The following is an 18,927-nucleotide window of genomic DNA, read 5'->3' as shown; positions in this document are numbered from 1 at the left end:
GAACTTCCTTGTCTTTCTCGTCTGTTATGTGTGCTGTGCAGGTGTGGACACGACTGTGCGGCCGGTCTGGGCCCGGCAGTCCCCGAAGGAGTCCCGGAGGCGGGCCAGCATGTCGCTGAGCCGGCCGACCTCCTCGTCGGACCAGTCCCGGAGGTGGTGGGCGAACAGGTCCGCCGTACGCCGGCCCAGGTCGTCGAGCATGTCCCGGCCCGCGGGTGTGAGCCGCAGGATGCGGGAACGGCGGTCGTCCGGATCGGGCGAACGCTCGATCCAGCCCCGCTCGGCGCCATGGGCGACGTGCCGGCTGGTCACCGACATGTCGACGGCGAGCAGCTCGGCGAGGCGGCTTATCCGCATCTCGCCGTACCGGTCCAGGAGGGCCAGTACGGCCGCGGACCCGGATGGGCACTCGGCGGGCAGCAACCGGGAGAGTCCGCGTTTCACGGCACCCACGGCGCTGATCTGCCGGGCCAGCTCCTCGTACTGGCCCCGTTCGGCCATGGGAAGGCACCCCCAGATCTTGTTGCTTAGGGCAACCATAGATTCAGATGGTTGCTGCAGGCAAACGAAAATGACCGTTGAGGAGTAAAAGAACACCAAAGGCTTTGCATATGCGAGGTCATGGTGCGGACATGTTGGGGGTATGTCGCGAGGGTGCCGGGCCGGGGGTTGGGCGGGTCACCAGGGTTCGCTAGTGTCCTGGCCCATGGCACACAACCCCCAAGCCCCCCAGGGTCCCGAGGGCAGCTACGACCCCGCGGGCAGCACGCAGATGTTCCGCGCCTTCGTCGACGAGGGTGCGCCGCCACGGCAGGCCGGCAGCCGCTCGGCCGCGCCCGCGCAGTCCGGTCCCCGGGTCGGCCTGATCATCGGGATCGTGGCGGTCGTCGCGATCCTCGGCGCGGTGGCCTGGCTGGCGCTCGCGTAGCGTCGCGCAGGTACTTTCGCCACCCAGTACCCAGTACCCAGTACCCAGTACCCGGAGGCCCCGGCCGGTGGCCGCGGGTCCGCACGGGGTTCAGCGGGGTCCAGGGCCTCTCGTTCGGATCTTGCCGGTTCGGATCTTGCCGGGCTCGCGTGCCCTGGTGGGCCGCCTCGCTGCGTTGTCGTCGGTCGCCGACGTCCCCGCAGCCACCGCAGGGAGGCGCCCCCCGCGTGGGGTTCCTTCCTCCGCCTTGCGATGCGCGCCGCCGGACCCCCGCTCACTGATCCGGCCTGATGAACGAACGACCCTAGTAGTCGGCGCGTACGTCTCGCGTCTCGATGTGCATGCCGAGCGGAACGCGCCAGGACTCGACGCACACCGTGTAGGTATGTGTGCTCGCCGCGCCGGCGGGGATCGGCGTGGGCAGCGGTTGCGCCGACTCGACGGTCGCCCAGTCGATCCCGAGGGCGCCGATGATGTGCGTCCCGAAGATGACGCTGCCGGACCGCACGGGCGAACCGCCGGTGTTCCGGAACTTCAGCGTCACCGTCTCGCACCAGCGCTTCTCCGTGCCGCCACGCAACGGCTCCCCGACGTTCAGCACCGCGGGCCCCGGCGGGGTCGCGGGCGGGGTGGTGCCCGGGCGGGGGGTCGGGGAGGGGGCCGGCAGGGTGGCGCCGCCGTCTCCGGTGGACGGGCGGGAGGGCCCGTCCGTACGGCCCGGTTTCGTGGGCGTGCCGGCGTCCGGGGCGCCGCCCGAACCTGAACCCGTGCGGGCCTCTGTGCCTGTGTCCGCTTCCGACCCCGGACCGGCGCCCGGCCGCACGTCCGCAGGGGGCGTGGCCGAGCCGCGGCCCGCGCCGCCGGGCGGGCGTGACGCCGCGTCGTCCAGCGGGACCAGCTCGACCTCTCCCGACGGCCGCACCGCGGCCGTCGGTCCCGCGTCCGGACCGGGCCCGGCGGCCCCCAGGGCCACGTACCCGGCGCCCTGCCCGCCGCCACCGCAGGCGGCGAAGGCGCCGCCCAGGCAGAGCGCGGCCCCTGCAAGTCCGTAGCCGACCTGTCGCCGTCGCATCGCGCCAGTGTGTCTGACGATCCGTCAATGAGGAACCCCGCGAAGGGGAACACCCACAACGCCTGTTCGCCCGGGGCCCTCGCAGGGTGCGCCGCGCCGACCGGTCGGTGCGGGATGGGTCGTGGGGGCCGTCAAGCCCCCACGACCGACCCTCAGTCCCCGATGAGGCCTTCGCGCAGCTGCGCCAGCGTGCGCGTCAGCAGCCGCGAGACGTGCATCTGCGAGATGCCGACCTCCTCGCCGATCTGGGACTGCGTCATGTTCGCGAAGAAGCGCAGCATGATGATCTGGCGCTCTCGCGGGGGGAGTTTGGCCAGCAGGGGCTTGAGGGACTCGCGGTACTCGACGCCCTCCAGCGCGCTGTCCTCGTAGCCCAGGCGGTCCGCCAGGGAGCCTTCGCCGCCGTCGTCCTCGGGGGACGGGGAGTCCAGCGACGAGGCGGTGTAGGCGTTGCCGACGGCGAGGCCGTCGACCACGTCCTCCTCCGAAACGCCGAGCACCGCCGCGAGTTCGGGCACCGTCGGGGAGCGGTCCAGCTTCTGGGCCAGCTCGTCGCTCGCCTTGGTCAGCGCGAGCCGCAGCTCCTGCAGCCGGCGCGGCACCCGCACCGACCAGCTCGTGTCCCGGAAGAAGCGCTTGATCTCGCCGACCACCGTCGGCATCGCGAACGTCGGGAACTCCACGCCCCGTTCGCAGTCGAAGCGGTCGATCGCCTTGATCAGGCCGATCGTGCCGACCTGGACGATGTCCTCCATCGGCTCGTTGCGGCTGCGGAAGCGGGCCGCCGCGTACCGGACGAGCGGCAGATTGAGCTCGATGAGGGTGTCGCGTACATACGTTCGCTCCGGGCTTTCCTCGTCCAGAGTGGCCAGCCGCAGGAACAGGGAGCGGGAGAGCGTACGGGTGTCGAGGGCTGCCGGGACTGCCGGTGTTGGCGGAGCTTCCGGGGACGCCGGCACGGGCACCGGAAGCACGGCGGGCGAGGGAACGCTCGGCTCGCGTGTGAGCACCTTCGAGCTGCCCTGTTCTGCGGACATGCCACCCCCTGGAGGTCGCGGACGGTCGCGTGGGCCGCGACCATCGGAGGAACGCAGCCTCCACCTGAATACCGGAGGCGGGGCCGCGGCAAACGCGGTTCCCGCAGAATGTCACATGTCGGCAACACGCTGTAGTGACATGTCGACAACGCGGAGTCAAATCCGTGCAGGAAAAAGGGGGTCTGCGGCTTTTGCGTGCTGCAAGGTGGGCTGAAAGAGGTCTACCCGTTCCGGTTACGCCTCGATCCTGTTTGCGGATCTCAATCGTGCGAAGCTTCGGGCGAGGAGCCTTGACACATGCATCTGCGACACCCCCAGTTCCGCGCTGATCTGTGACTGCGTCAGATTGCTGTAGTAACGCAGCAGAAGGATGCGCTGCTCGCGCTCGGGCAGCTGAACAAGCAGATGGCGTACGAGGTCCCGGTGCTCCACCCCGGCCAGCGCGGGGTCCTCGTACCCGAGCCGGTCCAGCAGCCCCGGCAGCCCGTCCCCCTCCTGCGCGGCTTCGAGGGAGGTCGCGTGGTAGGACCGCCCCGCCTCGATGCAGGCGAGGACCTCGTCCTCGGAGATCTTCAGCCGCTCGGCGATCTCGGCGGTCGTCGGCGACCGGCCGTGCGTCGTCGTCAGGTCCTCCGTCGCGCCGTTCACCTGTACCCAGAGCTCGTGCAGCCGGCGCGGCACATGGACGGTCCGTACGTTGTCCCTGAAGTAGCGCTTGATCTCGCCGACGACGGTCGGCATGGCGAAGGTGGGGAACTGGACCCCCCGCTCGGGGTCGAACCGGTCGATCGCGTTGATCAGGCCGATCGTGCCGACCTGGACCACGTCCTCCATCGGCTCGTTGCGGCTGCGGAAGCGGGCGGCCGCGTAGCGCACCAGGGGCAGATTCGCCTCGATCAGGGCCGCACGCACCCGTGTGTGCTCGGGGCTGCCCGGCGCCAGCTCTTTGAGCTGGGCGAACAGCACCTGGGTGAGTGCCCTGGTGTCGGCCCCCCGGCTCTGGGGTCTGGCGGGAAGGGACTCGGTCTCGTTCTGGGGCGGTACTTGAGGTGCAGTACTGGCCGGCACGGTCTCGCCACCCCTTCGCGGTTCGAACAGCGGATCGATATCGATCAACTCATCCGTCAAAAGCGGTCATAGCATCACAAGACATGTCCACTGTGTGCAAGCACCTGATAACTCCGTGTTGAGGGCGGATGGCCGCACAGGTAACGAAAAGCCCCCACCGTTGCGGTGGGGGCTTCGTGGCCGGGGGTCGGCAGGTGGCTCAGAACTCGTAGTCGGCGATCACCCACGTGGCGAACTCGCGCCACTGACCGGCGGCCGCCTGATGGTCCGGGTGCTCGATGTACCGCTTCAGGGCGTCCGTGTCCGCGACCGCCGAATTGATCGCGAAGTCGTAGGCCACCGGCCGGTCGGTGATGTTCCAGCCGCATTCCCAGAACTCCAGCTCGGGGATGACGCCACCGAGCTCCCGGAAGGCCTTCGCGCCGGCGGCGACGCGGGGCTCGTCCCGCTCGACGCCCTCGTTGAGCTTGAAAAGAACCAGATGGCGGATCAAGGGGACGCTCCTTGTGTCGACCTAGTTGACCAGCTCGGTCATGAACTCTCCGACGCCTTGAGCGGCGCTCGAAATGCCCTCGAACCCTACCTGGACCAGATCGGCGGCGCGCTCGGGAGAGTTGATGATCGTGTACAGCACGAAGACGACGACTATGTAGAGGGCGATCTTCTTCGTTTGCACCATCGGTACCTGCCTCCCCTGCGGCCCCTGCGAAGTCGCGTGAGTCTAACTGAGCCCTTTTAGGGACCAAGGTCCCGGACATCGGGGCCCTTGGTCGGGCCCGCCAAGGGTGCCCGCGGGCGCAGCATGGAAGGTGAACCCGGAGGAGCCGACAGGGATCCGACGGGTGAGGAACCGGCCTCCACAGCGGGGTCCCGCGCCGCGAGCTTCCCCCCGAGAGCGGTCCGGGTCCGGAGGCAGGCTCATCGGGGGGAGCGGTTTGTCCCCCCGGAGAGTCCGCTCCCCCCGGCCTCCTCTCCTCTCCCCTCCCCGGAAGCGAAGAGGCGGGCGAACGGCAACAGATGACAGAAGGGCCCCGGTGGCGGACACCGGGGCCCTTCCGTGTGCGGTGGGGCGGGGCGCCGGCGGCCGTGCGGGCGGTTTGCCGCGGCCGTGCCCGGCCGCCCGGGGGTGCCCGGCCGCGGCGGTGACGCGTCGAAGCGTCCGGAGCTGGCGTGACGGGCCGTCACGAGTGCTGGGGCGAACGCGGGCATCCGGCCGAACAGCGCGAAAGGGCGGTCCCGTCGGGACCGCCCTTCCGTCTGACAGCGGTAGCGGAGGGATTTGAACCCTCGGTGACTTGCGCCACACTCGCTTTCGAGGCGAGCTCCTTCGGCCGCTCGGACACGCTACCGGGAGAGAGCTTAGCCCAAGGTGGGCCGTGCTCCGAAATCCATATCGATCAGCCGTCCCCGGGACCCTCCCCGGGGCCGTGAAGGAGGCCGTCCCCGGGGCCGTTCTCGAGGCGGTCGCGGAAGAACGCCGACAGCTGCCGTGAGCACTCCTCCTCCAGTACGCCGAGGATCACTTCCGGGCGGTGGTTGAGCCGCCGGTCGCGTACGAGGTCCCACAGCGAGCCGGCCGCACCCGCCTTCTCGTCCCGGGCGCCGTAGACCACCCGGTCCACCCGGGACAGCACCAGGGCGCCGGCGCACATCGTGCACGGCTCCAGTGTCACGACGAGTGTGCAGCCGGTCAGCCGCCACTCCCCGCGCTTCGCCGCTGCCCGGCGCAGGGCGAGCACCTCGGCGTGTGCCGTGGGGTCGCCGGTCAGCTCGCGCTCGTTGTGGCCGGTGGCGAGGACCGCCCCGTCCGGGCCCAGGACGACGGCACCGACCGGCACATCGCCGGCCTGCGCCGCGCGCGCCGCCTCCGCGAGCGCAAGGCGCATGGACGCCTCCCACGGGCCTCGCACGGGATCGGGTACGGGTCCCCTGCCCCTCGCCGGCTCCGCATCCGGGACGGGCGCGGCGTCCGGCGCAGGCTCCGGCGGTACGGGATCGGGTACCGCGGTCACTAGCGGACGGTCTCCAGCACCTCGGCCGCGCCCAGCGCGTCCGCGATCTCGCCCAGCGCGTCCGTGTTCAGCGCCAGCAGCTCCTTCGTGGACATGCCGAGGTCCGCGAGAATGTCGCGGTCGCCGGCCGGACCGGCCGGGACGGAATCGGCCGCGATCGACGTCTCCTCTTCCTCCTCCTCGTCGTCGGCCACGACGGGCTCGCCGTCCTCGGTGCCGTCGAGGTCCAGCGAGTCCAGGTCGTCGGCGTCGTCGTCCTGGTCCCCGCCCAGCAGTTCCGTGGTGAGGATCTCGCCGTACGACGAGCGCGCGGCCGCGGCGGCGTCCGAGACGAAGATGCGAGGGTCGTCCTCGCCTTCCACGCGGACGAGGCCGAACCACGCGTCCTCCTGCTCGATGAAGACGAGCACTGTGTCCTCGTCCACCGAGGCCTCGCGGGCCAAGTCGGTCAGATCCGACAGGGTCTCCACATCGTCGAGCTCTGTGTCGCTCGCTTCCCACCCGTCTTCGGTGCGCGCGAGCAGTGCGGCGAAGTACACCGTGACTCTCCCACTGATCAGAGTTGTGACGACCGGCGGTGCGCTTGGTGGCCCCGCCCTTCGGAATCGTGACAGAAACAGCGGCTTCGCGAGAGGTCTTCCGGCGTTGCGTCGTGCACGCGTTCAGTCAAGAGCCCGCCCGGGGGTGTGCTCGGGGCTCACCAGCGGAAGCTTCGCATCCGCATGGCTTGGCGCATCCGGGCCGCGCGAGCACGGCGTGGCTGGACGCGCTCACGCAGTGCCTTGGCCTCGTTCAGTTCGCGGAGGAACTGGGCGCGCCGCCGCCGGCGCTCCGCGTCGCTCTCCTGCTCAGGCTGTTCCTGTTGCTGCGTGTTCTGCTGTTCCCGGTCCGGCATCGGCCACACCACCTCAGCGCTGGAATGGGTATGTCCCACCTTCCCTCCGAACCGGCCGTTGATGCCAGGGGGTGTCCGGGCCCGGCTAGTGTTGGGCCCATGCGGATCCACGTCGTCGACCACCCCCTGGTGGCGCACAAGCTCACCACCCTGCGCGACCGGCGCACCGATTCCCCGACCTTCCGGCGGCTCGCCGACGAGCTGGTGACCCTGCTCGCGTACGAGGCCACCCGGGACGTGCGCACCGAGCAGATCGACATAGAGACCCCGGTGTCACGGACCACCGGTGTCAAGCTCTCCCGCCCGCGTCCGCTGGTGGTGCCGATCCTGCGGGCCGGGCTCGGCATGCTGGACGGCATGGTGCGGCTGCTGCCGACCGCCGAGGTGGGCTTCCTCGGGATGATCCGCAACGAGGAGACCCTGGAGGCGTCGACGTACGCGACGCGTATGCCGGAGGACCTCTCCGGGCGTCAGGTGTACGTCCTCGACCCGATGCTCGCCACCGGCGGCACCCTGGTCGCGGCGATCCACGAGCTGATCAAGCGCGGGGCCGACGATGTGACGGCGGTCGTGCTGCTGGCGGCGCCCGAGGGTGTCGCCGTCATGGAGCGCGAACTGGCGGGCACGCCGGTGACGGTCGTGACGGCCTCGGTCGACGAGCGGCTCAACGAGAACGGCTACATCGTCCCGGGCCTCGGCGACGCGGGTGACCGGATGTACGGCGCGGCGGAGTAGTCCCCCGGGGCGGCAACGACGGGGGAGCACCGGCGGCGGTCTTCGAACCGCCGCCCGGCACCGCCTCGTGGCCGCCCCTCGGCATTCCTCGTCAGCACTTCCTCGCCGGCTGGGGCGGCGCGGCCAGGGCCGCCAGCGCCTTGTCCGACGCCGGTTTGGCCGTGAGCGTCTTGAAGGCCGTGCCCAGGATCAGATCGACGTCGGCGGTCTTGCGGGCGTCGACCCTGAGCTGGGAGCCCGCCAGCTGGGTGGAGAGCACCCGCAGCGATCCTTCGTGCGCGGTGGCCGCGCCGAGCAGGAGCGCGGTGCCGGGGACCTTCTTGTCGTACGCCGCCGGGGCGTTGCCCACCTTGCCGATGGCGAAGCCGCGTTTCTTCAGCTCGTCGGCGGTTGCCTTCGCGAGCCCTCCGCGCGGTGTCGCGTTGTAGACGTTCACCGTGATCTGAGCCGGTTTCGGCGGGAGGGGTGCGGCGGCGGGCGCCTGCCGGGGCTCGCAGGCAGCCGAGGTGTCGCCCTTGGCCGCGGCCTTCTTCCCGCCGCCCGTGAAGACGTCGATGAGCTGGAGCGTCCCCCAGCCGCCCAGGCCCAGAACGGCCGTGGCGGCGACGACTGCGAGCACAATCCTGCGGCGACGAGGGCGACGGCGCATACGCGGATAGGCGTTGCCCGTGATGCGGTACTTTCCGCCCATGCCGGGGGGAGTGAGCATGCTCATGGGCGCAGCGTAGTGCGGTCCCGGGACATGGGCTACTAAACGATCATCCGACGGCGTCCGTATGGGGCGGAAACCGCGCCCGTACGGGTCGGAAACGCGTTCCGTGGCGAGGGGCCCGAAAGGGTTGTTCGGGGGTCGCCGGAAGCCCGCCGGATCCGCGCGTGCGGCGTGGCGGGCCGGAGAGCCCCGGTGTCAGTCCATTTCCAGCACGCGGGCGTGCAGCACCTGTCGCTGCTGGAGCGCCGCGCGTACGGCACGGTGCAGCCCGTCCTCGAGATACAGATCGCCCTGCCACTTCACGACATGCGCGAAGAGATCGCCGTAGAACGTGGAGTCCTCGGCGAGCAGTGTTTCGAGATCGAGCTGACCCTTGGTGGTCACGAGCTGATCGAGGCGGACCGGGCGCGGCGCGACATCCGCCCACTGCCGGGTGCTTTCCCGGCCATGGTCGGGATACGGCCGCCCGTTGCCGATGCGCTTGAAGATCACACGGAAAGCCTACCGGGCAAGCGGCTGTCGGCGCAGCCACGCGACGCCGGTGCGATGCTGGTCAAAACCTCGCAAACCCGGAATAGGGGCCCTGTCATGAGTGAGCCGGAGCCGTCACCGCCCCCCGGTTCGCGCGCGTCGGGGGTGCTTCCGGCCGAAGCCGGCGAGATCGCCGCCGCGTACGCGTTCCCCGGACCGGCGCTCGATCTGGGTGCCCTGCTCTGGGACGGGCAGTGCCGCCCGGAGGCCCGGATCCGTGTCCCGCTCGGCATGCTGGGCCGCCATGGGCTGGTCGCCGGGGCCACCGGCACGGGCAAGACCAAGATCCTCCAGCTGATCGCCGAGCAGCTCTCGGCGAACGGCGTGCCCGTCTTCCTCGCCGACATCAAGGGCGATGTCTCTGGCATCTCCGCACCCGGCGAGGGCGGCGACAAGGCCATGGCCCGCGCCGCGCAGGTGGGGCAGGAGTGGCGGGCGGCGGCTTTCCCCTGTGAGTTCCACTCGCTCGGGGGAATCGGTCCCGGCATCCCGGTGCGGGCCACGGTCACCGACTTCGGGCCCGTACTGCTGTCGAAGGTGCTGCAGCTCAACCGGACCCAGGAGCAGTCCCTCGGGCTGATCTTCCACTACGCCGACTCCAAGGGCCTCGAGCTGGTGGACCTGAAGGACCTGCGGGCCGTGGTGGCCTTTCTTGTGTCGGACACCGGAAAGGCCGAACTCAAGAACATCGGCGGTCTGTCGACCGCCACGGCCGGGGTGATCCTGCGGTCGATCACGGCCCTCGAGCAGCAGGGCGCGGGCGACTTCTTCGGGGAGCCCGCGTTCGACACGAGCGAGCTGCTGCGTACGGCGCCGGACGGGCGCGGGCTCGTCTCCGTACTGGAGCTGGCGGCCGTGCAGGACAGGCCGCAGCTCTTCTCGACGTTCCTGATGTGGCTGCTCGCCGATCTCTTCGGTGAGCTGCCCGAGGTCGGTGACCTGGACAAGCCGAAGCTGGTGTTCTTCCTCGACGAGGCCCATCTGCTGTTCAGCGGTGCGTCGAAGGCGTTCCTGGAGGCGATCACGCAGACGGTGCGGCTGATTCGCTCGAAGGGGGTCGGGGTCTTCTTCGTGACGCAGAACGCGAAGGACGTACCGGCGGATGTGCTGGCACAGCTGGGCAACCGGGTTCAGCACGCGATGCGCGCCTTCACACCGGACGACGCGAAGGCGCTGAAGGCCACGGTGCGCACGTTCCCGAAGTCGGCGTACGACCTGGAGGAGGTGCTCACCTCCCTCGGCATCGGCGAGGCGGTCGTCACCGTCCTGAGCGAGACCGGCGCCCCGACCCCGGTGGCCGCCACCCGGCTCCGGGCGCCGCAGTCGCTGATGGGCCCGGTCGACGCGGCTGTGCTGGACCGGGCGGTGACGTCCTCCGCGCTGTACCCGCGCTATGCACAGGCTGTGGACCGCGAGTCGGCGTACGAGAAACTGACGGCGGAACAGCAGGCGGCAGAGGCCGCCGCCCTGGGCGCGGCCCGGGAGGCCGAGGAGGCCAGGGCCGCCGCGGAGGCGGCGAAGGCCGCCGCCCGCACCCCTCGCCGCGAGGAGGACGAATCCGTCGTCGGGCAGGTCATGGGCAGCGGCCTCTTCACGTCCCTGGCCCGCTCCGTCGGTACGCAGCTGGGCCGTGAGATCTCGCGCTCGCTGTTCGGCACGGCCCGCCGCAGACGCTGACGCCGGATACCGGCGCCGGGCCCGCGGCGGGCCGTCACACGGTGAGGCCTACTCCGTCACGTCGTGGTCGTGGCCGTCGTGGAGACCGCCGCCGCTGCCCGCGTCGCCGTCCGTCGGGACGGTGGTGACGGGCTTGCGCAGCGAGCTCAGGTCCCGGGCGTAGGTGCCGACCGCGTTGGCGATGACGTCGATGTTGACGTCGAACGCCTTCATGTCGATGTTCTTGATGTCGTCGCACTTGGCGTGGTAGCACGCGTCGTACGCGACCCCGGCCGTGCCGCCGAACATCGCGGCCTGGGCCTCGGTCTTGAGGCCCTCGGCGCCGGTGAAGGTGCCGCCGGACGCGATGCCCGCCTCGACGAACGGACCGTAGTCGGAACGTCCGGTGAAGTCCGTGCCCGCGTGCGGCCTGCCCTGCTTGTCCATGAACTCGTTGATGTCGCGCTCGAGCTGGGCGGAGCCCGCCGGGCCCGCCGGGGAACCCACGCCGTCCGAGTCGTCGCCGTCGTACACGAACAGGCCGTAGTTCGGCGACGCGATCATGTCGAAGTTCAGGTAGAGCTTGATCTCCTTCTTGCCCAGGTCGCTGAGGTTCGCGACGTAGTGCTCCGAGCCGAGCAGACCGTTCTCCTCCGCCGACCACCAGGCGAAGCGCACCTTGTTGGCGGGCTTCTTCTCGGCCTTGGCGAGCTCCAGCGCGACCTCGAGCAGACCGGCGGAGCCGGAGCCGTTGTCGTTGATGCCGGGGCCTGCCACCACCGAGTCGAGGTGGGAGCCGAGCATCACCGTGTTGGCGGCGTTGCCGTGCCGGGTCTCCGCGACGACGTTGTTGGTGGAACGCTTCTGCTGGAGCTGGCGGATCTCGAAGTTGATGCTCACCGGCCCCTTGGCGAGGTCCGCGGCGAGCTTGTCGCCCTCAGCCTGGGTGATGCCGCCGGTCGGGATCTTGCCGGCCTCCGGGGCGCCCAGGGTGCCCGAGAGCGCGCCCTCGGTGTTGTTGTAGATCACGGCCCCGGCCGCGCCCGCGGCCGCCGCGTTCTCCTGCTTGGCGGCGAAGGTGCAGCCACCGCGCTTGATCAGGGCGATCTTGCCGGTGAAGGTCCCGGACGCGAAGTCACCGGGCTCACAGCCGTTGGTGCCGTCGGCGTCGACCGGCGCGGCGACCAGATCCGCCTTGATGCCGCCGACCGATGTCGACTTGGTGTACGTCATCGCCGAGATGGTGACGTCGCGCGGCGCGGGCGAGATCACCGAGAGCTTCTCGGCCTGGGTCTGCGTGTACACGAACTCGAAGGTCTGGTACGAGACGTCGTATCCGGCCTTCTTCAGCAGCTGGTAGACGTACGCCGCCGAGGCGTCGTGACCCAGCGTGCCCGCGGCACGGTTGCCGCCGGCGCTGTCGGCTATCTGCTGGAACTTCTGCAGGTGCTTGAAAGCATCCTTGGCGGACGACTCGCGGACCAGCTTCCTGGAGAGCTTGGCCGCTTCCTTCGCCGCTTCCTCGGCAGGGTCGTGCCGGTGGGCGGAGGCGGGGGAGGCGGATGCCAGCAGAAGCGGGGTTGCGAGTGCGGCTGCGGCCATGGTGGCCACGGCTCTGCGATGGGTTGCGTTCACAGAGGTCCTTCCCGGTGCGAACGAGGTTGAGGGGAAGTTAGCGATCTCTGAGTGTTCTGTGAACACTTGTGCCGCAACTCACGCGATATTTAGCAGCATTGACCTCACGTTGTACGTCTTCGGGCGTACCTGTAGGTCTATTTGGCCGCCTTCGCCGCGCGCTTCATCTCCTGCTTGTGCGCGCGCACCTTGGCCAGCGACTCGGGGCCCGTGATGTCCGCCGCCGAGCGGTACGCACCCTGCTCCCCGTACGGTCCCGCCGCCTCCCGCCAGCCCTCTGGCCGGACGCCGGACTGCTTGCCCAGCAGCGCCAGGAAGATCTGGGCCTTCTGCTTGCCGAAACCGGGCAGTGCCTGCAGCCCGGCGAGCAGCTCCTTGCCCGTGGAGACGTCCCGCCACAGCGCCGTCGGATCGCCGTCGTACTCGTCCACCAGGTACTGGCACAGCTGCTGGATCCGCTTCGCCATGGAGGCCGGATAGCGGTGCACCGCCGGCTTCTCGGACAGCAGCGCCGCGAAGGCATCGGGGTCGTACGAGGCGATCTCGTGCGCGTCCAGATCGTCGCGGCCGAGGCGCTGGGCGATCGTGTACGGGCCGGTGAAGGCCCACTCCATCGGGACCTGCTGGTCCAGCAGCATGCCGGTCAGCAGGGCGAGCGGGCTGCGATCGAGGATCTCGTCGGCCTCGGGCTGCTGGGCCAGATGAATCTTGGGGCTCATTCCCCGATGATCCCTCCGGCGGGTGGGGGACGCACGTCCGCGGGACGGGGCGGACGCACCCCGTCCCGGCCGTCGCCCCCAGGCGGCGGAGGGGGCCGGCGTCACGCCTTCTTGCGCGCCTCGATCAGGAAGCGGGCCGTGTGGGCCACGAACGGGCCCTCGGCCTCGATACGGTCGTGGAGCTCGCGGAGGCGGCCGCGGTACTGCGCCACCGTGAAGCCCGGGACCATCCAGACGACCTTCCGCAGGAAGTAGATCACCGCGCCGATGTCGAAGAACTCGGCGCGCAGCGATTCCGAACGCAGGTCGGTGATCTCCAGACCGGCCGCCTCCGCGGCTTCCCGCGCCTCGTCGGGGTGGCGGGCGCGCCGGACGTGCTCGGGCTGCGGGCCGAGGAAGTACTCGATCAGCTCGAAGACGCTGGCAGGGCCGACCTGCTGCGAGAAGTACGTGCCGCCCGGTCGCAGGACGCGGGCGATCTCGTCCCACCACACCGTCACCGGGTGCCGGCTGACGACGAGGTCGAACGCCTCGTCCCCGAAGGGCAGCGGTGGCTCGTCGGAGTCGGCGACGACGACCGCACCGAGAGGGTGGAGGAGCTGCGTGGCCTTGTCGATGTTCGGCCGCCAGGCCTCGGTGGCGACCATCAGTGGTGGCCGCTTCGGTGCTCCGGCGAGGACCTCGCCGCCGCCCGTCTGGATGTCCAGCGCGGCGGACGCCTGCGCCAGACGTTCACTCATCAGACGCTGATAGCCCCAGGAGGGACGCTGTTCCGTCGCCCGCCCGTCGAGCCACGAGAAGTCCCAGCCGACCACGGAAACGGACTCGGCCTCGGCCACGAGGTGGTCAAAGGTGCGTGTCATGATCCGATCGTCCCAACCTGCCGGACGGGACGCCAGCCCTTATCGCCCGTCCGCCGTGAGCTCCGTGACCAGTGCCCCCGGCCGGGCCCGCGCCGCCGTGTCGTACGGGTGCGTCCGGGGCCCGGCCCTCGTCGAAGCGGTCGACGTACGTCCCCGTCACCCGGTCACCCGGTCACCCGGTCCGGCGCCGGACCCGCGATCGGCGCCGGCGGCGGCCGTACGCCCTCGTCATGCCCTCGTCCGGAGAGTCGCCGGTGATGCGCCGGATGGAGGGCGTCGACCGTGATCCTGGCGTTGGCGAGTTCCTCGGCGAGTTCCTCGGCGAGCTCGCTGCGGCAGGACGCGCCGGAGTCTTCGTAGCCGGCTTCCTCAGGCGGGGTCGCTCCAGGTCCGCCGCCGACGGCCACGTAGGTGCGGTGCGAGCCGCCCCGCGCCCCGGCCGTGGAACAGCAGGGCGGGCACCTGCCCCGTGTCAGTGATCACGTCCCCGGGCCACGCGGGCGCAGCGGTACCCGGGCGGGACGATCAGCGGCCGGCCGCCGGTCCTTCGGCGGGTGTGGCCGTGGTCGCGGGGGTCACCGCCGGTGAGGGACCGGTGGGTCAGATGGACGCCAGGCTTCGGCCAGGACGTCCTTTCCCGCTCCCCGTCGGCGCCGCCCGGCCGTCACGGCTGCAGCCGGGCCGCACGCATCTGGAGGTAGCGGGTCTCCGGCAGGCTGAGGGTGTGTCCGGCCGCCCGCTGGTAGGCGGCCCGGGCGGCCTCCCTGTCCCCGGCCCTCTCCAGCAGATGGGCGCGTACGGCGTCCAGCCGGTGATGACCCGCCAACCGGTCCTCCAGCCTTGCCACTTCGGCGAGCCCCGCGCGGGGCCCCTCGACCATCGCGACCGCCACCGCGCGCCCCAGTTCGGCCATGGGCTCGGGGGTGACGCGTACGAGGAGGTCGTAGAGGGCGAGGATCTGCGGCCAGTCGGTGTCCTCGGTCCGCGTGGCCTCGTCGTGGAGGGCCGCGATCGCCGCCTGCAACTGATACGCGCCTGCCGGGCCCTGGGAGAGAGCCTCCTCGACCAGCGCGGTGCCTTCGGTGATCGCGTCGCGGCTCCACCGGGTGCGGTCCTGCTCGTCGAGCGGGATCAGTTCACCGTGCGGCCCGGTGCGGGCCGCGCTGCGCGCCTCGGTGAGCAGCATCAGCGCCAGCAGCCCGGTCACCTGCCCTTCGCGGGGCAGCAGCCTGCGTACGGCACGGGTCAGCCGGATCGCCTCCTGCGCGAGGTCGGCCCGGTGCAGGGCGGCCCCGGAGGTGGCCGTGTAGCCCTCGTTGAAGATCAGGTAGAGGATCTGGAGCACGGCGGCCAGCCGCTGGTCGCGGTCCTCGGGGCCCGGCTGCCTGAACGGCTCGTCCTTGATCTTCGCCTTGGCCCGGCTGATGCGCTGCGCCGCCGTCGCCTCTGGCAGCAGCAGCGCCCGGGCGGTCTCGGCCGTCGTCAGACCGCCCACGGCCCGCAGCGTGAGCGCGATCTGTGCGGCGGGCGTCAGCACGGGGTGGCAGCAGAGGAACAGCAGAGTGAGGGTGTCGTCCTCCGCCGGGGCGCGGCCCTCACCGGGCGGCGGCGCGGTGAACGCGTCCCTCGGCGCGAGCTGCGCCGCCGTCTCCTCACGCCGGCGCCGCGCCTGTTCGCTGCGGAGCTGGTCGGTGAGGCGGCGCGAGGCCACCTTGATCAGCCAGCCGCGCGGGTTGTCCGGCACGCCCGTCTGCGGCCACTGCTGCGCGGCGGCGAGCAGCGCCTCCTGTACGGAATCCTCTGCGGGGCCGAAGTGTCCGTACCGGCGTACCAGCGCACCGAGGACCTGCGGCGCGTGCAGGCGCAGCAGGTCCTCGATCTCGGTCGTGCGTCTCATGCGGGTCTCATGCGCCGGACGCGCACACATCGCCTCCACCGTCGTCGATCGGACGGATGACGACCGGGTAGTCGGGTGCGCCGTCGGGGGCCGGACACCGGGCGACCCGGGCCGCGATCTCCGTGACCCGGTCCAGGCTCTCGCAGTCCAGCACCCAGTACCCGGCCAGCAGTTCCTTCGTCTCGCTGTAGGGCCCGTCCGAGATCACCGGGCGGCCGTCCTTGCCCGCGTGCACGAAGCGGGTCTGCGCCGGCTCGACCAGACCCTGGGCGTCGACGAGCTCACCGGACTCGGCGAGGTCGTTGTTGACGGCCTCCATGAAGGAGAACATCGCCTGCAAGTCCTTCTCGCTCCATGCCGGGCTGTGCTCGGAGGCCTGACCGCGCATCGCCGCGTAGTCGGCCTGGGTGCCCTGGACCATCACCAGATACTTCATGACTCGCTCCCTCGGGTGCCGTGCCGCCCCTTGTGGGCAACTTTCACAGGGGACGTCGGAGCGGAGGACGTTTTCTCGACACCTCACCCGAGATTTTTTCGCGTCACTTCCAGTCTCGTGCGTGACCAGGGGAAATGCTCCCCCGGCGAGTCCTCGGTCCCGTTTTCGGTCTCACCCTCGGTTTCCAGCCCGGTTTCACGGGACCACCTTCAGCAGGAGCTTGCCCGTCGAGGTGCGACCGCCCATCAGGGCATGCGCCTCGGCCGCCTCCGACAGCGGGAACTCCGCGGTGACCGGCAGTTCCACGATGCCGTCGGTGACGGTGCGGAAGGAGCGCTCGGCGAGGGCCCGCAGCGCCTCGGGCGCCGACCCGGCGAGGGACAGGATGGAGAAACCGGCGACTGTACGCCCTTGCGGGAACAGCTCGGCCTGGCCGACCCGCCACGGCTCGGCGCCGCTCGCATTGCCGTAGGAGACGAGCCGTCCGAAGACGGCGAGCGAGTCGAGACTGCCGCGGAAGGTGTCGCCGCCCACCGGGTCGAGCGCCAGATCGACACCGCGGCCCCCCGTGGCGCGGTGCACCCCGTCGGTGAAGGAGTCGCCGACGAACACCTCGTCATAGCCGTATGCGCGGGCGTACCCGGCCTTCGCGGCCGACGAGACCACGCCGTACACCGCCCCGGCGCCCGCCGCCCTGGCCAGCTGCCCGACCGCCGTTCCGATGCCGCCTGCGGCGCCGTGGACCAGCACGCTCTCCCCGGACCGCAGTCGCCCCACCTCGTGCAGCAGGGCGTGCGCGGTCGGGAGCACGGTCGGAAGCGTGGCGGCGGTGCGCAGGTCCACGCCTTCGGGCAGTGGGAACACGGTGGTGGCGGCCACGGCCACGACCTCGGCGTAGGCCCCTGAGGAGGTGAGCGCGGCGACCTCCTGCCCGGGGCGCAGATCCACCACGTCCGCGCCTACGGCCCGGATCCGGCCCGAGACCTCCAGGCCGGGGACGAAGGGGAGGGTCCCCACCCGGTAGCCCTCGGCCCGCGCCTTGAGGTCGGCGAAGTTCACGCCGGCGTAGGCGACGTCGACGGTGACCTCACCGGGTCCCGGATCCGGTGTGCCGGTCGTGACGGCCTTCAGCACCTCGGGACCGCCGAATTCATGGATCTCGATCGCGCGCAACGCAGCACACACCCCTCGACGAGTGTTCAATGGGAGTCGAACACTCGGAGTGTATGATCCTCATCGAACACTCGGCAAGGGGAGCGGTCATGGCGGACGGCACAGGCGGCGGCGGACACCGCGCCGCACCGGTTCACGCGAACCCCGACGAGGTCCCCCTCCAGACGGCCCTGTCGGCACTCGCCGACCCGGTACGCATCGAGCTGATCCGCGAGCTCGCGGACTCCGCCGACTGGACACGCACCTGCGGCAGCTTCGACGTGCCCGTGGGCAAGGCCGCCCTCAGCCACCACTTCTCGGTGCTGCGCACGGCGGGCCTGGTCGAGCAGCGCGACGAGGGCCCCAGGCGCGTCAACCGTCTGCGCCGCGCAGAGTTCGACGCCCGCTTCCCCGGGCTGCTCGCCCTTGTCCTGCGCACGGACGACCGCAGCCGGGAGGCCGCGCCCGACGCTCCCGGCGGCGGCTGAACTCAGCGCCCCGGCGCGTCGAGCACCGGGATCAGCTGCTCTTCCTCGTAGCGCAGATGGTCCTCCAGCTCGTCCGTGAGCCGCTCGACCTCGGTGCGCACCCGAGCCGGGTCCACGTCGTCGGCCGTGACGACGGTCCGCAGCTCGTCGAGGAGCCCGGCGATCTTCATGTGCTCGTCGCGCAACCGGTCCAGGACCGGGGCGAGATCCGGGCGGCGCTCGGCGAGGAACGGGAACATCGCGGTGTCCTCACCGGTGTGATGGTTGTGCAGTCCCTGGCAGACCGTCAGGCAGTTCACCCGGAGCTGCGCCCCGAGTCCGGCGGTCCCGGCCCCGGCGTCGGTGCCGGAGGCGGAGGCGGAGAGCTCCTGGCGTATCAGGGCGAGCTCCCGCCGGAAACCGTCGTGCACCGCCTTCACGGCCGCGCCCCATGACTTCGCCGCGATGTCCGGCGGACCGGGGATCTCCTGAAGCCTGACCACCGGGATGACCCGGTCCGTCCTGGCCTGGTAGTCGGCCCACCCCGGATCGCTCCCGACCGCGCGGGCGAAGGCGCTGTCCCGCTCGGAGCCCTCCAGGACGACCGCCTCGGCCTCGTACGTGAACACGCCGGCCTCGACCGTGACGCGCGGATCGGCCACCAGATTGTGGAACCAGTCCGGGTGCTTCGGCCCGCCGCCCGCCGACGCGATGACCAGGACGCGCCCGTCACCGTCGGGCAGGTAGCCCACGGGTGCGGTGTGGCGGACGCCCGACCGCGCTCCGGTGGTGGTCAGCAGGAGCAGTCGGCCCCCTTCGAAAGGGCCGCCGACATGGCCGCCGTTGGCGCGGAACTCCTCGATGACCTGCTGGTTGAAATCGTTCGGCATTCGCTGCTTTCTTCTCGGACGTGCGAACCCGCGCTCCGTGCGCGGGACATGACGAGGCGCCACGGGAGCGCCGCGGTCGGCGGTGAGCCCGTGGTGCGGGGGAACCCGGAAACGGGAAGTCGCGGACCGGGGCGCGGGAGGAGAAGAGCACCTCGCGCGGAAACGGCGCGGAGCCGCGCCCGGCGTGCGGAGAGCCGCACTTCGGTACACGCGAAAACAGGG

Annotated in this window: 23 protein-coding genes and 1 tRNA gene; 4 read left to right on the top strand and 20 right to left on the bottom strand. The window is 70.9% G+C overall.

Going from position 1 to position 18,927, the window contains the following annotated elements; all coding sequences use genetic code 11:
- Positions 1 to 24: 24 nt before the first annotated feature.
- Positions 25 to 501, bottom strand: coding sequence for a MarR family winged helix-turn-helix transcriptional regulator (locus ACFU5O_RS31385; RefSeq protein WP_384245583.1), 477 nt, complete (start codon positions 499 to 501; stop codon positions 25 to 27).
- 205 nt (positions 502 to 706) lie between these two features.
- On the opposite strand from ACFU5O_RS31385, the gene ACFU5O_RS31380 reads away from it, so the two are divergent.
- A complete protein-coding gene (locus ACFU5O_RS31380; RefSeq protein WP_384245582.1) occupies positions 707 to 928 on the top strand; it encodes a hypothetical protein in 222 nt (73 codons plus the stop codon).
- A gap of 304 nt (positions 929 to 1,232) precedes the next feature.
- Here ACFU5O_RS31380 and ACFU5O_RS31375 read toward each other — a convergent pair whose 3' ends face one another.
- The 9 genes from ACFU5O_RS31375 to ACFU5O_RS31335 all read right to left on the bottom strand — a co-directional run bounded on the left by ACFU5O_RS31375 (position 1,233) and on the right by ACFU5O_RS31335 (position 7,012).
- Positions 1,233 to 2,000: a hypothetical protein gene (locus ACFU5O_RS31375; RefSeq protein WP_384245581.1), complete on the bottom strand. Its 768-nt coding sequence runs from the start codon at positions 1,998 to 2,000 to the stop codon at positions 1,233 to 1,235.
- Between the two features lie 152 nt (positions 2,001 to 2,152).
- Positions 2,153 to 3,037 carry an RNA polymerase sigma factor SigF gene (locus tag ACFU5O_RS31370; RefSeq protein WP_384245580.1) on the bottom strand — a complete coding sequence of 295 codons (885 nt, stop codon included), beginning with the start codon at positions 3,035 to 3,037 and terminating at the stop codon, positions 2,153 to 2,155.
- A 234-nt stretch (positions 3,038 to 3,271) separates the two neighbouring features.
- Positions 3,272 to 4,105, bottom strand: a complete 834-nt coding sequence (locus ACFU5O_RS31365; protein ID WP_384245578.1) for an RNA polymerase sigma factor SigF — start codon at positions 4,103 to 4,105, stop codon at positions 3,272 to 3,274.
- Positions 4,106 to 4,304: 199 nt separating this feature from the next.
- Positions 4,305 to 4,598 carry a Dabb family protein gene (locus ACFU5O_RS31360; RefSeq protein ID WP_384245577.1) on the bottom strand — a complete coding sequence of 98 codons (294 nt, stop codon included), beginning with the start codon at positions 4,596 to 4,598 and terminating at the stop codon, positions 4,305 to 4,307.
- Positions 4,599 to 4,619: 21 nt separating this feature from the next.
- Positions 4,620 to 4,784, bottom strand: coding sequence for a hypothetical protein (locus ACFU5O_RS31355; protein ID WP_361280882.1), 165 nt, complete (start codon positions 4,782 to 4,784; stop codon positions 4,620 to 4,622).
- A 585-nt stretch (positions 4,785 to 5,369) separates the two neighbouring features.
- Positions 5,370 to 5,454 (bottom strand) — tRNA-Ser (locus tag ACFU5O_RS31350).
- 48 nt (positions 5,455 to 5,502) lie between these two features.
- Entirely contained in the window at positions 5,503 to 5,991 is a 489-nt protein-coding gene (gene tadA, locus ACFU5O_RS31345; protein WP_384245575.1) for a tRNA adenosine(34) deaminase TadA, read from the bottom strand.
- A 125-nt stretch (positions 5,992 to 6,116) separates the two neighbouring features.
- Positions 6,117 to 6,656 carry a hypothetical protein gene (locus ACFU5O_RS31340; protein ID WP_384245574.1) on the bottom strand — a complete coding sequence of 180 codons (540 nt, stop codon included), beginning with the start codon at positions 6,654 to 6,656 and terminating at the stop codon, positions 6,117 to 6,119.
- A gap of 158 nt (positions 6,657 to 6,814) precedes the next feature.
- On the bottom strand, positions 6,815 to 7,012 hold the full coding sequence (locus tag ACFU5O_RS31335; protein WP_384245573.1) for a hypothetical protein: 198 nt from the start codon (positions 7,010 to 7,012) through the stop codon (positions 6,815 to 6,817).
- Between the two features lie 99 nt (positions 7,013 to 7,111).
- Between ACFU5O_RS31335 and upp the strand changes: the two genes are divergently transcribed.
- Entirely contained in the window at positions 7,112 to 7,747 is a 636-nt protein-coding gene (gene upp / locus ACFU5O_RS31330) for a uracil phosphoribosyltransferase (RefSeq protein ID WP_384245571.1), read from the top strand.
- Positions 7,748 to 7,838: 91 nt separating this feature from the next.
- Here upp and ACFU5O_RS31325 read toward each other — a convergent pair whose 3' ends face one another.
- Both ACFU5O_RS31325 and ACFU5O_RS31320 read right to left on the bottom strand, forming a co-directional pair.
- Positions 7,839 to 8,462 (bottom strand): LytR C-terminal domain-containing protein, encoded by a 624-nt coding sequence (locus tag ACFU5O_RS31325; protein ID WP_384245570.1) that lies wholly within the window; start codon positions 8,460 to 8,462, stop codon positions 7,839 to 7,841.
- Positions 8,463 to 8,654: 192 nt separating this feature from the next.
- Positions 8,655 to 8,951 carry a type II toxin-antitoxin system VapB family antitoxin gene (locus tag ACFU5O_RS31320; protein WP_006377352.1) on the bottom strand — a complete coding sequence of 99 codons (297 nt, stop codon included), beginning with the start codon at positions 8,949 to 8,951 and terminating at the stop codon, positions 8,655 to 8,657.
- Between the two features lie 96 nt (positions 8,952 to 9,047).
- On the opposite strand from ACFU5O_RS31320, the gene ACFU5O_RS31315 reads away from it, so the two are divergent.
- Complete coding sequence (locus ACFU5O_RS31315; protein WP_384245569.1) at positions 9,048 to 10,667, top strand: helicase HerA-like domain-containing protein; 1,620 nt, start codon at positions 9,048 to 9,050, stop codon at positions 10,665 to 10,667.
- Positions 10,668 to 10,715: 48 nt separating this feature from the next.
- On the opposite strand, the gene ACFU5O_RS31310 is transcribed toward ACFU5O_RS31315, so the two are convergent.
- From ACFU5O_RS31310 to ACFU5O_RS31280, 7 genes are all read right to left on the bottom strand, one after another.
- Positions 10,716 to 12,257 carry a M28 family metallopeptidase gene (locus ACFU5O_RS31310; RefSeq protein WP_384245631.1) on the bottom strand — a complete coding sequence of 514 codons (1,542 nt, stop codon included), beginning with the start codon at positions 12,255 to 12,257 and terminating at the stop codon, positions 10,716 to 10,718.
- 161 nt (positions 12,258 to 12,418) lie between these two features.
- Positions 12,419 to 13,000, bottom strand: a complete 582-nt coding sequence (locus ACFU5O_RS31305; RefSeq protein ID WP_384245568.1) for an HhH-GPD-type base excision DNA repair protein — start codon at positions 12,998 to 13,000, stop codon at positions 12,419 to 12,421.
- Positions 13,001 to 13,101: 101 nt separating this feature from the next.
- Positions 13,102 to 13,863, bottom strand: a complete 762-nt coding sequence (locus ACFU5O_RS31300) for a class I SAM-dependent methyltransferase (protein WP_384245567.1) — start codon at positions 13,861 to 13,863, stop codon at positions 13,102 to 13,104.
- A gap of 164 nt (positions 13,864 to 14,027) precedes the next feature.
- A complete protein-coding gene (locus ACFU5O_RS31295; RefSeq protein WP_384245566.1) occupies positions 14,028 to 14,270 on the bottom strand; it encodes a hypothetical protein in 243 nt (80 codons plus the stop codon).
- 257 nt (positions 14,271 to 14,527) lie between these two features.
- Entirely contained in the window at positions 14,528 to 15,760 is a 1,233-nt protein-coding gene (locus ACFU5O_RS31290) for an RNA polymerase sigma factor (protein WP_384245564.1), read from the bottom strand.
- A 7-nt stretch (positions 15,761 to 15,767) separates the two neighbouring features.
- Entirely contained in the window at positions 15,768 to 16,196 is a 429-nt protein-coding gene (locus tag ACFU5O_RS31285) for a YciI family protein (protein ID WP_384245563.1), read from the bottom strand.
- A gap of 195 nt (positions 16,197 to 16,391) precedes the next feature.
- Complete coding sequence (locus ACFU5O_RS31280; RefSeq protein ID WP_384245630.1) at positions 16,392 to 17,369, bottom strand: zinc-binding alcohol dehydrogenase family protein; 978 nt, start codon at positions 17,367 to 17,369, stop codon at positions 16,392 to 16,394.
- Positions 17,370 to 17,458: 89 nt separating this feature from the next.
- On the opposite strand from ACFU5O_RS31280, the gene ACFU5O_RS31275 reads away from it, so the two are divergent.
- Positions 17,459 to 17,836, top strand: a complete 378-nt coding sequence (locus tag ACFU5O_RS31275; protein ID WP_384245629.1) for an ArsR/SmtB family transcription factor — start codon at positions 17,459 to 17,461, stop codon at positions 17,834 to 17,836.
- A 2-nt stretch (positions 17,837 to 17,838) separates the two neighbouring features.
- Here ACFU5O_RS31275 and ACFU5O_RS31270 read toward each other — a convergent pair whose 3' ends face one another.
- On the bottom strand, positions 17,839 to 18,705 hold the full coding sequence (locus ACFU5O_RS31270) for a nitroreductase/quinone reductase family protein (RefSeq protein ID WP_384245562.1): 867 nt from the start codon (positions 18,703 to 18,705) through the stop codon (positions 17,839 to 17,841).
- Between the last annotated feature and the right edge of the window lie 222 nt (positions 18,706 to 18,927).

The organism is Streptomyces sp. NPDC057445 (genome assembly GCF_042802855.1).
In the GTDB taxonomy this organism is placed as follows: Bacteria; Actinomycetota; Actinomycetes; order Streptomycetales; family Streptomycetaceae; genus Streptomyces.
The sequence above is the reverse complement of the archived record's forward strand: the minus strand, read 5'-3'. Positions and strand labels throughout refer to the sequence as shown.